Source organism: Treponema sp. OMZ 838 (assembly GCF_000775995.1).
GTDB lineage: Bacteria > Spirochaetota > Spirochaetia > Treponematales > Treponemataceae > Treponema.
Genome location: NZ_CP009227.1, coordinates 531,932 through 547,657, shown reverse-complemented (window position 1 = coordinate 547,657; position 15,726 = coordinate 531,932). Strand labels below are relative to the sequence as shown.

Genomic DNA, 15,726 nt, shown 5'->3' with positions numbered 1-15,726 from the left:
ATAAAATTTCGTACAGTTTTTTCAAGAGAAGGGTAAACGCATCACACAGAATAGATCAGAATCGCAGAATAAGTGAGGTAGGGAAACCATTTGAACCGCGAAGAGGTTCAACTCTGGTTGAACGATCTCACTTATTCTGCGGGGGCACTGAAAACGGTCTGATGCATTTACCCGATTAGGAGTATAATTATGAATGCTGTTCACTGTGATAAAAAAGAAATAGAAATTGCGGTTGCCCGCACGCTCTTTGAGGTAAAAGCCGTCAAGATTAACGTTGCGGAGCCTTTCACCTTTGCTTCGGGGATACGCAGCCCTATCTATTGCGATAACCGCTCTCTTTTAGGTTGGCCTCAACAGCGCACTCTCATTACAGAGGCTTTTACACAATTAATTCCTGCCGATACCGATGTGATTGCAGGCGTTGCTACGGCGGGAGTTCCGTGGGCGGCCTTCATTGCGAATGCCTTGAATAAACCGCTTGCTTACGTGCGTTCCGCGCCGAAAGATCACGGAACGGGCAGCACAATAGAAGGAGCGGCCGTTGCAGATAAGAAGATAGCGCTTATCGAAGATTTAATCTCGACGGGGAAGAGCAGCATCGGCGCGGTAAAGTCCTTACGTGCAGCCGGAGCCGCAGAGGTGAGTTTAAAAGCGATTTTTTCTTATCAATTTGCACAGGCTGATACCAACTTTAAAAACGAAAACTGCCCTTTTGAATCGCTCTCCCGTTTTTCGGTTTTAATTGAGCTCTTGCAAAAAGAAAAATATTTAAGCCCCGAAGAAGCCGCTATCGCGCTTGAATGGAACAAGGAACCCGAAACTTGGTTTGACCGTGTACGGCGCGGGTAAGGGGAAGGGACTATAAGCATTTTACGAGTGACAGAAAGATGGCTTTTGCCGGCTTTCTTTTACCTATCCAAAAACAGCGTTGTTTTTTCGTCAAAGCCGAGTGATACAATGTCTCCGCTTTGGTAGAGTTTCATATCCGGCTTAAAATCGACACTTGCTTTGATAGCTGTTTTTTCATTGAACAACAGATCGTATTCGACGTGACTGCCGACGAAAACAGAAGTCTGCACAACGGCTTTGACGGAACCGGCATCTTTATCCTGTACGGAAATATTTTCGGGACGGACAACAAAAAATACGTCTGCATTCACCGCTGGAGAGTCTGCACAGCCCCGTCTCGCAGTTACTTCATTGACGGAAGAAATCGACGCGGTAATCATATCTCCTTCGATTTTTTGCACTTTTGCAGGAACGATATTCGCTTGACCGATAAAATCGGCGACAAAAGTCGATGCGGGGCTGCCGTATATTTCAAGCGGTGTTCCGATCTGTTCAACTTTACCGCGGCTCATAACAACGATTCTGTCGGAAACAGTGAGCGCTTCCGATTGGTCGTGCGTAACATACAAGCATGTTGTTCCAAGCGCTTTTTGAATTCTGCGAATTTCCGTGCGCATGTGAATCCTCAGTTTTGCGTCAAGGTTCGAAAGCGGTTCGTCCATCAACAAGAGTGACGGTTCCATAACGATGACGCGGGCAAGGGCAACGCGCTGCTGTTCACCGCCGGACAGTTGATTGGGGTAACGGTTTTCGTCTCCGCTTAACCCGACAAGTTTCAATGCATTGATGATTTTATCATGGATGTCCGCGTCTTTTTCGCCGCGAGCTTTCAATCCGTATCCGACATTTTTGTAAATCGTCATATGCGGGAAAAGCGCGTAGTTTTGAAACACGAATCCGATCGCGCGTTCATTTACCGGTACACTCGTCATGTCTTTGCCTGCAATAGTGATGCTGCCGCTTGTCGGGCTGACAAACCCCGCTATCATGCGCAATGTCGTCGTTTTACCGCAACCTGACGGCCCCAAAAACGTAACCATCTCTCCTTTCGCGACTTCGATATTGACCTTATCAACTGCATTGAAAATGCCGCCGTGCCGTTCGGGAAATGTTTTTGTAACATCTTTTAAAACAAGTGATATATCTGCCATAATATTCTCCGTGTAAATCCGTTTATAATTTTTGCTTCGCTTCTTTTGTAAACTGCATCGAGTATAATTTCATGCACAGTGCGATAAGTGCATCGGCAGCAAAGACGATGATAATGAGCACGATCGAAAATGCAGAGGCTTGCGGAAATTGCAGTTCCGTCATGCTTTCGAGGATGCGTGTCGTCAAAAGTGTCCAGCGCGCCGAAACAAGGAATATCGTTGCACTGATCGCTGTCATACAATGGATAAAGAGGTAGCGCATGCCCGTAAGTATCGCCGGGATGATAAGCGGAATCGTTACATGTGTAAATGTACGCACGGCTCCCGCACCGAGACTCGCGGATGCTTCTTCGAGGCTAGGATCAATCTGCTGCAGCGATGCGATAACAGATCGGATACCTGTTGCATAGTAGCGGAAAATATACGCGGCGACGAGGATTGTCATTGTACCGGTTAATAAAATCGGACGTTTATTGAATGCCGCAATATACGCAATACCGACGACTGTACCGGGCAGCGCATAGTTAAGCAGCGAAGAAAAATCGAGCAGGCGTTTTGCCGGAAATTCCTTCCGCTGAATGATGTAACCGATGACAACCGAAAGCAAAGCACCGAGCAGCGTCGAGATAATTGCGATTGTCAGCGTATCGGAAAGCGCCTTTTTTCCATTTGCAAAAACGTATCGGTAATTTTGCAGTGTCAGCGTATTGTCGATGCCCCATACTTTAACAAACGAACCGGCAAGGATAATAAAATACAAGTAGATAACAAAAATAATTACGATAAAGGCAATACAATAGCAAAGTATTTTCATCCACTTCGGCAACGGAATGAATTTCGATTGCGCTGCACTCTTACCCGAAACGGTTACATAGCTTTTTCGTCCAACAAGCATCTGCTGGAAAAAGAATACGAACAGCGCAGGGATTATTAATAAAAACGAAAGGGATGATCCGCCATTCAAATCGAACATACCGGTGATTTGCAGATATGCCTGTGTCGGCAAAATGGGAAATTTATGACCGCCTAAAATGAGCGGCGTCGCAAAATGGAGTGATACAATAAAAGTACAGTGCCAAAATTGCCGAAAAAGAGAGGAGGAGAGGCAATGAAACGGTACGATGAGAACTTTAAAATCGAGGCATTGAAGCTGTCGGACTATATCGGAGTGAAGAAAGCGTGTGAACAGCTTAACGTGAACTATGGAACATTGGCAGGATGGAGAAAGCAGCGGGTAAAGAAAAACAAAGAAGGAAAAAATACAGAAGCTGACATTCACAAAGAGAACAGCAGGCTCAAAAAAGAAATAGCCGAGCTTAAAAATGCGAATGAGATACTCAAGGATGCACTCGGTTTTTTCGTTCAAGACCGGAAGAAATAGAAAAGGATGGTCTTTTCGCTTACATCCACCACCGTACTGCTGAGAAGCTGTTTTCAGCACGGATGCTGTGCGCGACTCTTCCGGTCAGTGAAAGCGGTTTTTATAAATGGAAGCGAAACAGGAAAAAGGTGAAAGCATGGCAGAAACTGCTTGCTCAAATGCATCAGATTCTTGATGAGGATGAAGAAAACAAGAACTATGGGGACAGGCGTATGCAGATAGCACTTGAACAACGGGGCATTAAGCGTTCATTGTCAACGGTAAGACGCGCGATGGCACGAGGAAATCTGCTGCATGAAGACAGAAGAAGCCCTGACGGTCTTACAAAAGCCGACAAAAAGGCGATGAGGCCGCAGAATATCATCAAGCAAGACTTTAGTGCACAAGAGCCGTTGAGAAAATTGCTGACGGATATAACGCAGATACTGTGCAAAGACGGAAAACTGTATGTGTCGCCGCTTTTTGACTGTTATAATGGAGAGATCATTTCTCTTGTAATGGACACAAACATGAAAAAGGAACTATGCATAAAAACGATAACGGAGGCATACAAAAACTTTGATATAAAAAGCAGAGCGATAATTCATAGCGATTGCGGAAGCCAATATACGAGTAGCGAATACAAAAAGACGCTCGGACAGCTGCACGCTGTCCAGAGTATGAGCGGAGTTGGGAAATGCTGGGATAATGCGCGAATGGAAAGTTGGTTTGCGACGCTGAAAAAAGAAAAGCTGTATCAGCTTGATACGACAAAACTCACTGTTGAGGAAGTCAAGACGATCGTCTGGAGATACACGTTTGCTTATTACAACACCAAGCGTGTAACGACGGTAAATCCCAATGGCTTACCTCCACTGGTATACAGAAAAACAGCAGCTAAAAAAAGTGCTGCTTAAATACATTTGGGGTATTTAGGCACTGCACTAATATTGACTATTCCATAAGATATACTCAAAACAAATTAGTAGATTTAGGCTTAGGAATTGCATCAGGCAATATCACTCGTGAGAAAATCAAAAAATGGATTTCGTTACATACTGAAAACGAGGAAGAAAAGGAACAGACCTATGCTTAAGCGTTTTCCCGAATACACGACTGACTACATTGCAGGAATAATGAGCCTCAGAAAACCTCAAAAAGAATCTCTTGAAATACTTGCAAAAATAGTCGATTCGGTAAAACCCGATAAACAAAGCAATAAACAAGCTGCCCTCAAAGCGGTACATAACAGCTATCCTACCTGCAGCGATTTTGAGCGTGATTTTATTTCGCTTACCTTTGCTCTTGCAACGGGAGTCGGTAAAACCCGTTTGATGGGAGCCTTCATTGCCTATCTTTATACAAACTACGGTATCAAAAACCTTTTTGTAACGGCTCCCAATACCACCATCTACTCAAAATTAAAACAAGACCTTGGAATGCCTCATAGCGAAAAATATGTTTTAAAAGGACTCGGCTGTTTTTCTTCTACTCCGGTCATCATTGCCGATGAAGACTACCGCTATAAAAATCTTGAACTCTTCGACTCCGATATCCGCATCTTTATTTTTAACATAGATAAATTCAACAAAGAGCGGGCAAAAATGCGGAGCCTTTCCGAATATCTTGGTACCTCTTTTTTTGGAAGTCTTGCTTCTATGAACGACCTTGTATTGATAATGGACGAGTCTCACCACTATCGGGCAGAAAGAGGTGTACAATCGCTGAATGAACTTAAGCCGATTTTAGGCTTGGAGCTTACGGTGACACCTTACACAAAATCGGGAACAAAGCAGATCAACTTTAAAAATGTTGTGTATGAATATCCGCTTTCAAAAGCGATTGCAGACGGCTACACTCGTACCCCCTTTGCAGTAACCCGTCAGGATATTCAATTTTTCAATTTCGGAGAAGAAGAAATTGACAAGGTTATGCTCAATGACGGTATTCTCTGTCATGAACGGGCAAAACTGAAACTTGAACAGTATGCCCAAAACACCGGTAAGCGGAAAGTAAAACCTTTCATGCTTATTGTCTGTAAAGATACAGCCCATGCCGAAAAGGTGCAAAACTACCTCAGTTCGGATTCTTTTAAGGACGGAGCTTACAAGGGAAAAATCATTACAGTACATTCAAATCAAAGAGGCAGCGAAAGCGAAGAGAACATGAAGCTTTTGCTTGAGGTCGAAAAATACGAAAATCCGATTGAAATTGTTATTCATGTAAATATGCTCAAAGAAGGCTGGGACGTTAATAACCTCTATACAATAGTTCCTTTGCGGCAAGCAGCTTCAAAAATCTTAAGGGAACAAATGGTCGGCCGCGGTTTACGCCTTCCCTACGGCGAGCGGACAGGCAATAAAGAAATTGACATGGTAATGCTTACCGCTCACGATAAATTTGCCGAACTTTTAGAAGAAGCGCAAAAAGGCGATTCCATATTTAAAGCCGAAAATATCATAAAGGCGGAAGACATTACTCAGGAAAATCTTAGGTACACTCAAGTATCCCTTCAATTCGATGAAGATGCGGAATTGGAAAAAGCCTATCGGATAACCGGAATGCAGAAAAACGAAGCACATGCTGCATTGTTCAAAGATACCCGAACACTCATACAAAAAACGGTAGGGACATATATTCGCCGGCAAACCGGTACGGACATAAAGTTGAGTTTCTCAAGTGGCCAAAAAACGGAAATTACACAGACCATTAAAAAGGAACTTTCATCGGATAAAGATTTAAGTGCAATCTATACAGAGAATGCCGATCCGCTTGCTTCGTGGATTAGCGAAACCGTTTCCGACTATTGCGAAACACTTTCTTCAAAATACATACCTATTCCGCATATTACCATTACCGATTCGGGCTTACCGGAATACCATTTTGCGGATTTTGATCTTGACCTTGAACCCTTTAATCATACGGTAACGGGTGAAGATATCCTTATACAAAATTTGGAAGATCAGGGGGACAGGCTTCATATCAAAGGTTCCGCCATTGACTTTGAGGCTTACAACCCGCTTGCAGAGATTATGAACTGCCTATGCGAAAAATCTGAAATTGATTATCGGCGTTCTGCAGCACTGTTACAAAAGCTGGTTATTCAAGTTTGTTCTCATTACAGAAATAAATATTCCGAAAACGGTATGAGAAATATCGCAATGATGAATAAAAAAGATATTGCCGATAAAATTCACTCACAGCTTATGAAGCATTTTTATTGTGAAGAAGCTTTCCTTGAAGAAAAAGTTTCGTTAGTGCAGCCCTATAATCTTGAACAAGCCTACAACTACTCGACCGCTTCCCGTTTCTTTGATTCTTATGACAAAGACATACAATCGGTTGTATTTACCGGTATAAAAAAAGGAGTATTCGAGGAAGCAAAGTTTGACAGCAAACCGGAACTCATTCTCGCCCGTATCATGGAACAAGATCAGACGGTTCAAAAATGGCTTCGTCCTGCAAAAAAAGAATTCAACCTGCAATACAACGGAGGCAAGCATTACGAACCCGATTTTGTAGCAGAAACATCTTCTTGCATTTATTTGATTGAAGTAAAAGGAGAAGACAAACAGGACACACCCGATGTCATTGCAAAGAAAAACAGGGCAGTCCGCTACTGCAAAACCGTTTCCGAATGGATCGCGGCACATAAAGGCAAACCATGGAAACATCTTTTTATTCCCTCAATGCAGATAAGCCCTTCTTCCTCTTTTACCCGGCTGGCAAAAACCTATACTATCGAAACGGAATCTACCGATATCTACAAACCCGAGCCCGGACATGGTACACAGATTGCTGCGGAAAGATAAAACCTTCAACTCTTGTCATTGTTTTTAAGATTGATCTATTATACTTCCTATAAACCCAATTGGACTTTTACCTTCATTATGTATAAATACACTTATGCAAATAATTGAAGTATAGGTTTTCATTAGCTACTTACAGATTAGTCATAAAAAACGCTTAATTATATTCTCATCTTTTGCTGCCTTTTTTTACTTGTAAATCGTTCGCATTTTTCCCATACCACCTACACACCACCGCAACGGCAAACAGGAACGATAAAACATCGGAGACCGGCTGCAGCAGGTAGATACCGGTTTTCCCGTATACGGCAGGCAGAAGGTATAGGAGCGGTACATAAAAGAAACCCTGCCGTGAAATTGATATCAGGAGCGCTGAAAAATAATTGCCGATATTCTGCATGAACATACTGCTGACGGCAAAAACGCCTAACAGCGGAAGCGAAAAACATTGCATCCTGAGTATCGAAACTCCGGTAGACACTACTTCCTCATCGGTTGACATCAGCTGCATCCAGTGGTCGGCAAAGATATATAAAATTATTGAGGCAGCTGTTAAAAAAAGTGTTCCCACGGCGACGGTAGTAATAAAGGCTTTTTTTACTCGCGCATATTGTTGAGCGCCGTAATTCATTGCACAAATCGGCTGAAAGCCTTGCCCCCAACCGATCATAATCATAAAAGCCACTGCAACAATTTTTGAACTTATTGTTAAAGCAGCGATCATACTTTCGCCGTAGCGTGCTGCCGTAACATTGAGCAGCACCAATGCAGCGCCGGTAATTGCCTGCCGCGAAAAATTAGGAAGCCCCCCTGCAAGAATATGATACACACGCGCTTTGCTGCATTGTACTTTTTTTAGATTGAACGAAATACTCTCGTGTCGTTTTGCTAAGAGCGTCAGCACAATACACCCGATTATTTGACCGATCAGTGTTGCATATCCGGCGCCGATAAATCCCATGTTAAGCGGAAACATCAGCAGCGGATCCAGCACCATATTGCTCAGCATTCCGGAAAGTAATCCGATCATTCCATCGCGTACATTTCCGCACAAACGCAGCTGATTATACACCGTTACTGCATATAAACTGAACGGAATGCTGATGATAATGATCTTTAAATACTGCACGGTAAAGGTGAGTACGTCCTGCGATGCGCTACCGCCGATGAGTTTTGCAAGCGGTACAACAAAAATATATGCTGCGATTGCGATTACGATGCCGGTTACGATTGCAATGACAATACCTATCGAAGAAATGATTTCCGCTTCTGCATAGTCTTTTGCTCCGATTTTTTTAGACATTGCATTACCGCTGCCGTAGCCGTACCAAAAACCGATTGCTTGAATAACACTGACAAAACTGAATACCACACCGATTGCCGCAATCATTGATCTGTTGTGTAATTGTCCGACAAAAAAGGTATCGGTTACATTGTATATAACGCTGATCAACATACCGATGATTGTCGGAATTGCCGTTTTAATGAGCAACGGAAAAATCGGTTTTGTTAAAATGTTAAACCGTCTTTGCTCTTTTGAATCCATCTCAACAGCTCCGTAATTTAAGGCAAACGTATCGAAAATCTTTTGAGCGGTTGCCTTCTTTTTGTGGGAAATTTTAAATAAAATTTCCCACTATTTTTCAAAACCAGTGCAGACGCATCAGGCGAGTATATAAAGTAACGCAGAATATGTGAGGCAGGGCAACCATTTGAGTCGCAAAGCGGCGAAATTCTGGTTGAACGGACTCACATATTCTGCGGGCGTAGCTAAAAAGTAGCTGATGCGTCTGCACTGCTCCGCACTTCTCCTTTGTTTCCGTCAACGGTGATGAGGTCACCGTCCTTGAATTTGACGGTGGCAAAACCGACACCCAATACTGCTGGGATAGTAAATTCCCGTGCAACAATTGCTGCATGGCTGAGCGCAGAGCCGGTGTCTGCAACGACAGCGCTTGCAAGTTTAAAAAGCGGTGTCCATTCGGGATCAGTGAGATGACACACCAGCACATCTCCTTTTTGCATCTTATAAAACTCTTCAGGACTACGAATAATGCGCACCGTTCCTACAACAGTTCCCGGGCTTCCGCTTACGCCCTTCAGTACATCACCAGTTGAATCGAACACCAGTAATTTTGAAGCTTCCCAAACCTTTTCCGCAAGCGGGAATTTTTCATTCCGCCTTGCGATCTTTTCTTTATAAACATCACTGATATATCCGGCTTTCAACACTTCCAATAATTCACAGTGAAAAAGATTTGTAATTCCGTGTTTATAATTTCCGCTGTTTAAGAGCAGAATATTTATCCGCTTTACACACTGCCTAACATAATAAAAGAGTGTTTCCCATAAATACTGCGATTCTTCTCGAACAACATGAAAATACCGGAAGTGCTGTATGTCTTGTTCTAGACGCGGATATTTATTTCCATAAATATGCTTTAATTGCTGCATTAAATCCGTATAATTTTTATTGTTGTTATTATGAGAATTTTGATCCGATACATCAGAGGTATTTAATAACGGGCGTATAATATTGACAAGTCTATCGGGATCTTCGATAAATGTTTTTGCTTCGATGCAATAGCAATTGTAATCAGACTTAAAACCGTTGCATTTAATAAAATCATCCGCAAGCTGCTTAAATACAGGGAAATCGGCACACAGTGTGTTGAATCTTTCGCCGGATAGTATTGCTTCCGTTAGAGTTGTGTTTTTCCGTATCGTATCCGCCATGCGAGAAATATCGTTTGTAACAACAGCTGTTTTATTATTGAGTTCCCAATAGAAATCAAAGGCAGAGTAGTTTGTATCTACACGTTTTATTATTTTGGAGAATTTTTTGCTCATTAGAAAAGACGGAAATAAGGCATATTTAAATCTATCGTATGCAAGTTTTTCTGTCAGCGCATAACTGTGTTCCATAAATGCAGTACATTCGGCTAATGTCATATTCTCAAAATCTAAGGTTTTAATATGCGCTAGCTCTTGCTCATATTGCGCCATAAAATCTTTACATACTTCCGCGCAATAGTCAAAATTTTTGAGCATCCGAATGATTGTAAAGATATGAAAAATACGCAGAGTAAGACCTTTTTTATTTTCAGGAAGTGTCTGAATACCATCGTCATCAATTACAGGATTTGAATTAAAAACAATACCGCCTTCTGCGAATATCCGGGCTTTTTGGTCATTAATTGCTAGCATATAATCAAAGTCCAGCGCACGGTAAGCAAACGGCATTTTTTCAAACTGAAAAGCCATATTTTGTTTCATCATGCGTGTTAATGTAGTACCTTTGATATATTCCTGAACCAGCTTCTCATCATCATTATTTTTTAAGGTTGTTATTGCGCGTGCCTGCAAAATATATACTTGGTTCTTTTGTATTGCCCATTCAATATCCATCGGCATACCGTAGTGTTTTTCTATTTTTAATGCAGCGCGCACCAGAGCTGCAATCTCACTATCATTCAACGCCCGCGCGGTTCTTTTTTCCTCGCTTACCGATTCTTCTTTGGTGTTTTTATCCGCGTAGACAATTTGCGTTTCTTTGGTTCCGATAGTAACTTCCAGTATATCGCCTGATTTATTTACGATATAACTATCTGCCGTTACCCTGCCGCTTACTACACTTTCTCCCAATCCGTAACTTGCGTTGATTTGCATTTCATCTTTGTTTTGTGTTACCGGATTGACGGTAAACAGAACGCCCGCTTTTTCGCTTTCTACCATTTCTTGAATAACAACGGCAATCGCAACAGCGCTCTGATCATATCCCTGATTAAATCGATAGCGTACCGCTCTCTCCCCCCATAGCGAAGCATAACAATGGCGTATTTGAATTAAGACATCTTCTATCCCTTGCACATTCAAATAGGTTTCCTGCTGACCTGCAAAACTCGCATCGGGTAAATCTTCCGCCGTTGCCGATGAGCGGACCGCAACCCTCGCAGCTTCCCCGAGTTCCGCATATTTCGCTCTTATCTCTTTTTCCAATTGAGCAGGAAAATGTCCTGTTATGATTTTTTTCCGAAATGTGCCGACTGCGGATAACAAGGCTTGTTCATCCGTTTGCGCCGCTGTAAGAACACGCAAGATAATTTCATCTATGTTATTTTCTTTAAGGAATTCCCGATACGCATCTGCGGTAATCACAAATCCCTTAGGAACCGGTATTCCCGCAGCAGTCATCTCACCAAGGTTGGATCCTTTGCCGCCTGCAATGAGTACATCATCTTTATGTATCTGTGTAAAATCAGCTATCCGCATTGTATTCAACTCCTTTAAGGGAAAACGCTTACATTCATACTTCTATATATTTATTTACGATTACAGATATAAATATTCGTAAGATTTCGTTAAAATAGGCTGCATCAAACTGATAGCATTGAGAACACAAAACCGCACTTCCGATAAATGCGCTCATCAGCCCTTTTTGATCTACCCGCGTAATTGCTCCGTGCTGTTCCCAATATCGTATCAGCTTTGCTAAAAAATCTTGATACAGTATTTCAATTTTATGTGCCTCATTTTGCCCCTTTGCTTCAAATAGCTTAAACGCATCCTGATAAATAGGCTGGCTTTGAATTTTTGTCATAAGATCAATCGAAGATTTGTATATCATATCCGTAAGAAATGCTGCCGGATTGGTAAGCGAAGTTGAAAACTTTTTTTCAATAGTGCGTAGTTTTTGATTTGCGCGGTACACAATGAGTTCTATAATGAGAGCGTCTTTATCCTTCCAAAAATTATAAAAACTCCCTTGCGCAATACCGACCCGTTTGGTCAATTCCGCTATGCTCAAGGATTTTGTTCCTTTATCGTGAAATAAATTGAGCGCGGTTTCCATAAGCGTTTCTTTTATTTTTATGCGTTCTTCTTCGGTAAAAGCTTTCGGCATAGTAATCCTTTTTTGTATGTGTGAATATCTTGTATAATATTCATTGCCAATATAGCAAAATGAAGGCTTTGTGTCAATGAATATCTTGTTTTATATTCACTGATAGTAATACGGTGGGGAAAATATGCAATAACAGAATATTTTTAAACATTGCACCTAAAAAGTACAATGGAGGGATTTTGACTAAAAACGTTCTGATTGACAAAAAGGTTCAAAATCCATGGATGTTTACGTAATGCTCAAAGGTTCATGCACCGAATTAAAGATTCCCACTGAACCTATCTATTTAACCGCAAGGCTGCGTCAGCCGCAATAGCGGTAAAGCCTGTATTGAAAACGTGCTGCCTTAAAAGCGACTTGCCTTTTTGATATACCCCATCTGATAAATATACAATCTCATTTCAGGGCTTTATCCTAGGCGTTTTTTGTGATATGCTATCTTTGTTTTTAAAGTCAGGCATTCCTGAAAAAACGACTGAGTTTTTCGAGATGTCTATGAGACATTTTTCACCGGCGTTGCCGGCGGGTACTGTCCGTCAATCCCTTTTCGGGCAGTAGGTTTTACAAAATGGTCTATATAGGAGCCATAGTTATGAAGAAAATCGGTGTTGTAGGCGCAGGCACGATGGGGCAGGGGATTGCCACATCATTTGCTTCAAATGGGTATCAGGTTACGGTATGCGACATAAAAATCGAATGGGCGCAATCGGGAATAGATAAAATCGTAGCAAATTACGATAAATTGGCAGCAAAAGGCAAAATAACGGCGGAAGCGGTCGCTGCCATAAAGGGAAATTTAAAGACCGGTTCATACAAAGATTTGGCCGACTGCGATTTAATTATCGAAGCCATACTGGAAACCAGCGAAGCGAAAAAAACGCTTTTTACCGAACTGGACGGTATTTGCAAAGAAGCTACCATTTTTGCAACAAATACCTCGTCTCTGTCCGTTACCGAAATTGCAAAGGGCATTAAACACCCCGTTATCGGGATGCACTTCTTTAACCCTGCCGATAGAATGAAGTTGGTAGAAGTGATTTCAGGAATCAATACGCCTGATGAAGTAAAAAATACTATTATAGAAACCGCTAAGAGTTTAGGAAAAACACCGGTTGAGGTACACGAAGGCCCCGGCTTTGTTGTCAACCGGATTCTTATCCCCATGATTAACGAAGCTGCTTTTATTCTGCAGGAAGGTATTGCGACTGCCGAACATATCGATACGGCAATGCAGCTCGGTGCAAATCATCCGATGGGGCCGCTTGCGCTCGGTGATTTAGTCGGTCTTGATGTTGTATTGGCTATTATGGACGTATTGTACCGTGAAACGGGAGACAGCAAATATCGCTGCTGTACGCTTATCCGTAAAATGGTACGCGGCGGATTACTCGGACGCAAAACCGGAAAAGGTTTTTACGACTATTCAAAGTAAAAGCGGAGGAGGTGTGACAGATGAATACGGTATTGTTTCATATAGATGGACATATTGCAACTATTACCATTAATAAACCGCAGGTTTTAAATGCGCTCAGCACCGAGGTGTTGACCGACCTTAATCATGCATTGGATGAGGTTGAAAAAGCTGAAAATATTTACGCGGTGATTCTTACCGGAGCGGGCGAAAAAAGCTTTGTAGCGGGTGCCGATATTTCGGAAATGAAAGATAAAAATAAGGCACAGGCAGCAGAATACGGCGCCTTTGGGAACAAGGTGTTTTTCCGTATAGAAAACTTCCATTGTCCCGTCATCGCTGCCGTAAACGGCTTTGCTTTGGGCGGCGGCTGCGAGCTTGCGATGGCATGCGATATCCGTATTGCTTCGGAAACCGCCCGTTTTGCCCAACCTGAAACAGGTTTGGGTATTACACCGGGATTCGGCGGGACGCAACGGTTGGCCCGGCTTGTTGGCGCCGGACGCGCAAAAGAGCTGATCTACACCTGCCGCACGATAAAAGCAGAGGAAGCGCTCGCAATCGGTCTTGTTAATAAAGTAACAAAACCGGAAGCCTTAATGCAGGAAACGCTCGCCATGGCGCAAACTATTTGCCAAAAAGCTCCCTTTGCAATAAAACAGGCAAAAGCAGCCATCAATAAAGGCTTGCAGGTAAGCATCGACAAAGCAGTTGCCGTTGAAACGGAAGAATTTGCTCAATGCTTTACAACGGAAGACCAAAAAATGGCTATGAACGCTTTTGTCAAAAAAGAAAAAATCGAAAAGTTCAATAACCGCTAGGAATGGTCATGGATTACAGTTCGTTATACAAACAAAAGCTGACTACAGCAGAAAAAGCTGCACAGGTAGTCAAGTCGGGCGATTGGCTCGATTACGGATGGGGCAATAACACCCCTGTTGCATTCGATAAGGCATTTGCCGCGCGGCTGCCTGAGCTTGAAGACGTCAATATTCGAGGTGGTGTGGTACTGCGGGAACCGGAAATCTTTAAAATAAAAGCTCCTGCGGCTCACCTTACGTGGAATTCTTGGCACATGTCGGGGTATGAACGTAAAACCATCGCTGCTGGATTCGGTTTTTATATACCGCTCCGCTATTCGGAATTGCCGTGCTGGTATTACGAAAATATTAAGCACCTTAACGTATCGGTTTTTCAAACGGCGCCAATGGATAAAGACGGCTTTTTCAATTTCGGATTGAATGCCTCGCACCTCAAAGCAGTTACGGATTGTGCGGACATCGTCATTGTAGAAGTCAATACCAATATGCCGAACTGCATAAACGGCGTCGATGATAAGATTCACATTTCCGATGTCGATATGATTATCGAAGGCAGTAATCCGCCGATAGATGAACTTGTCGATAAAGGTGAACCGACCGAAGTCGATAAGGCTGTCGCAAAGCTCATCATCGAAGAAATTCCGAATGGAGCATGTTTGCAGCTCGGTATCGGCGGTATGCCTAATACGCTCGGCGCGATGATTGCAAAGTCCGATTTAAAAGACCTCGGCGTACACACGGAAATGTATGTCGATGCCTTTGTCGATATTGCCAAAGCGGGAAAAATCACCGGCGCAAAGAAAGCAATCGATACGGGGCGACAGGTATTCGCCTTTGCCGCAGGGACAAAAAAGCTCTATGACTATGTGCATAACAACCCCGTATGTATGGGCGCACCGGTCTCTTACACAAACGACGCGCGGGTGATTGCTCAAATCGATAACTTTATGTCCATCAACAATGCAGTAGATATCGACCTGTTCGGTCAAGTGAATGCCGAAACGTCGGGAACCAAGCATATTTCAGGCGCGGGCGGACAGCTCGACTTCGTATTGGGCGCGTATTTATCCAAGGGTGGAAAAAGCTTTATCTGCTGTTCATCCACCTTTAAGGATAAAAACGGGGCACTTACCTCCCGTATCCGCCCGACGCTTGCGCCGGGGTCCGTCGTTACGGACACAAGAACTAATGTCCATTGGTTCGTTACCGAATACGGAAAGGTCAACTTAAAGGGCTTATCGACATGGCAGCGGGCAGAAGCCTTGATTTCGGTCGCGCACCCCGATTTTAGAGATTCGCTTATTGCCGAAGCGGAAAAGCTCCATATCTGGAAGCGCTCCAATAAACGATAGCTTTTCTCCTGCGCGGAATTCCGCACAGCTTTTTCAACTGAAGAACAAACGCATGAGGCTCTTGTCTCCA

The 15,726-nt window shown here is 42.9% G+C and carries 12 protein-coding genes; 7 read left to right on the top strand and 5 right to left on the bottom strand.

Annotation, left to right across the window (positions count from 1 at the left end):
- The first annotated feature begins 189 nt into the window (after positions 1-189).
- On the top strand, positions 190-849 hold the full coding sequence (gene pyrE / locus QI63_RS02405; protein ID WP_052185454.1) for an orotate phosphoribosyltransferase: 660 nt from the start codon (positions 190-192) through the stop codon (positions 847-849).
- Between the two features lie 59 nt (positions 850-908).
- On the opposite strand, the gene QI63_RS02400 is transcribed toward pyrE, so the two are convergent.
- Positions 909-2,000, bottom strand: coding sequence for an ABC transporter ATP-binding protein (locus QI63_RS02400; RefSeq protein ID WP_044013565.1), 1,092 nt, complete (start codon positions 1,998-2,000; stop codon positions 909-911).
- A 22-nt stretch (positions 2,001-2,022) separates the two neighbouring features.
- Positions 2,023-3,006 (bottom strand): ABC transporter permease, encoded by a 984-nt coding sequence (locus QI63_RS02395; protein ID WP_052185453.1) that lies wholly within the window; start codon positions 3,004-3,006, stop codon positions 2,023-2,025.
- Positions 3,007-3,108: 102 nt separating this feature from the next.
- Between QI63_RS02395 and QI63_RS02390 the strand changes: the two genes are divergently transcribed.
- From QI63_RS02390 to QI63_RS02380, 3 genes are all read left to right on the top strand, one after another.
- Positions 3,109-3,381 carry a transposase gene (locus QI63_RS02390; RefSeq protein WP_044013562.1) on the top strand — a complete coding sequence of 91 codons (273 nt, stop codon included), beginning with the start codon at positions 3,109-3,111 and terminating at the stop codon, positions 3,379-3,381.
- Complete coding sequence (locus tag QI63_RS02385) at positions 3,378-4,277, top strand: IS3 family transposase (protein ID WP_369792419.1); 900 nt, start codon at positions 3,378-3,380, stop codon at positions 4,275-4,277. Before QI63_RS02390 ends, QI63_RS02385 begins: the two co-directional genes overlap by 4 nt.
- A 171-nt stretch (positions 4,278-4,448) precedes the next feature.
- Entirely contained in the window at positions 4,449-7,172 is a 2,724-nt protein-coding gene (locus tag QI63_RS02380) for a DEAD/DEAH box helicase (RefSeq protein WP_081984379.1), read from the top strand.
- 166 nt (positions 7,173-7,338) lie between these two features.
- On the opposite strand, the gene QI63_RS02375 is transcribed toward QI63_RS02380, so the two are convergent.
- From QI63_RS02375 to QI63_RS02365, 3 genes are all read right to left on the bottom strand, one after another.
- Positions 7,339-8,715, bottom strand: a complete 1,377-nt coding sequence (locus tag QI63_RS02375; RefSeq protein ID WP_044013559.1) for an MATE family efflux transporter — start codon at positions 8,713-8,715, stop codon at positions 7,339-7,341.
- Between the two features lie 224 nt (positions 8,716-8,939).
- A complete protein-coding gene (locus QI63_RS02370) occupies positions 8,940-11,441 on the bottom strand; it encodes a PEP/pyruvate-binding domain-containing protein (protein WP_044013557.1) in 2,502 nt (833 codons plus the stop codon).
- A gap of 34 nt (positions 11,442-11,475) precedes the next feature.
- Positions 11,476-12,072, bottom strand: coding sequence for a TetR/AcrR family transcriptional regulator (locus tag QI63_RS02365; protein ID WP_044013555.1), 597 nt, complete (start codon positions 12,070-12,072; stop codon positions 11,476-11,478).
- A gap of 586 nt (positions 12,073-12,658) precedes the next feature.
- Here QI63_RS02365 and QI63_RS02360 point away from each other — a divergent pair.
- Genes QI63_RS02360 through QI63_RS02350 form a run of 3 tightly spaced genes read left to right on the top strand, consistent with a single transcriptional unit; the run spans position 12,659 to position 15,656 of the window.
- Positions 12,659-13,504 carry a 3-hydroxyacyl-CoA dehydrogenase family protein gene (locus QI63_RS02360; protein WP_369792418.1) on the top strand — a complete coding sequence of 282 codons (846 nt, stop codon included), beginning with the start codon at positions 12,659-12,661 and terminating at the stop codon, positions 13,502-13,504.
- A 20-nt stretch (positions 13,505-13,524) separates the two neighbouring features.
- Positions 13,525-14,304 carry a short-chain-enoyl-CoA hydratase gene (locus QI63_RS02355; protein WP_044013551.1) on the top strand — a complete coding sequence of 260 codons (780 nt, stop codon included), beginning with the start codon at positions 13,525-13,527 and terminating at the stop codon, positions 14,302-14,304.
- Between the two features lie 8 nt (positions 14,305-14,312).
- Positions 14,313-15,656, top strand: coding sequence for a butyryl-CoA:acetate CoA-transferase (locus QI63_RS02350; protein WP_044013548.1), 1,344 nt, complete (start codon positions 14,313-14,315; stop codon positions 15,654-15,656).
- Positions 15,657-15,726: the final 70 nt, after the last annotated feature.

What these genes read in the sequence shown, in the direction of transcription:
- pyrE (WP_052185454.1), top strand. Translation starts at nt 190, where the DNA reads ATGAATGCTGTTCACTGTGATAAAAAAGAAATAGAAATTGCGGTTGCC.
- QI63_RS02400 (WP_044013565.1), bottom strand. Translation starts at nt 2,000, where the DNA reads ATGGCAGATATATCACTTGTTTTAAAAGATGTTACAAAAACATTTCCC.
- QI63_RS02390 (WP_044013562.1), top strand. Translation starts at nt 3,109, where the DNA reads ATGAAACGGTACGATGAGAACTTTAAAATCGAGGCATTGAAGCTGTCG.
- QI63_RS02380 (WP_081984379.1), top strand. Translation starts at nt 4,449, where the DNA reads ATGCTTAAGCGTTTTCCCGAATACACGACTGACTACATTGCAGGAATA.
- QI63_RS02375 (WP_044013559.1), bottom strand. Translation starts at nt 8,715, where the DNA reads ATGGATTCAAAAGAGCAAAGACGGTTTAACATTTTAACAAAACCGATT.
- QI63_RS02370 (WP_044013557.1), bottom strand. Translation starts at nt 11,441, where the DNA reads ATGCGGATAGCTGATTTTACACAGATACATAAAGATGATGTACTCATT.
- QI63_RS02365 (WP_044013555.1), bottom strand. Translation starts at nt 12,072, where the DNA reads ATGCCGAAAGCTTTTACCGAAGAAGAACGCATAAAAATAAAAGAAACG.
- QI63_RS02355 (WP_044013551.1), top strand. Translation starts at nt 13,525, where the DNA reads ATGAATACGGTATTGTTTCATATAGATGGACATATTGCAACTATTACC.
- QI63_RS02350 (WP_044013548.1), top strand. Translation starts at nt 14,313, where the DNA reads ATGGATTACAGTTCGTTATACAAACAAAAGCTGACTACAGCAGAAAAA.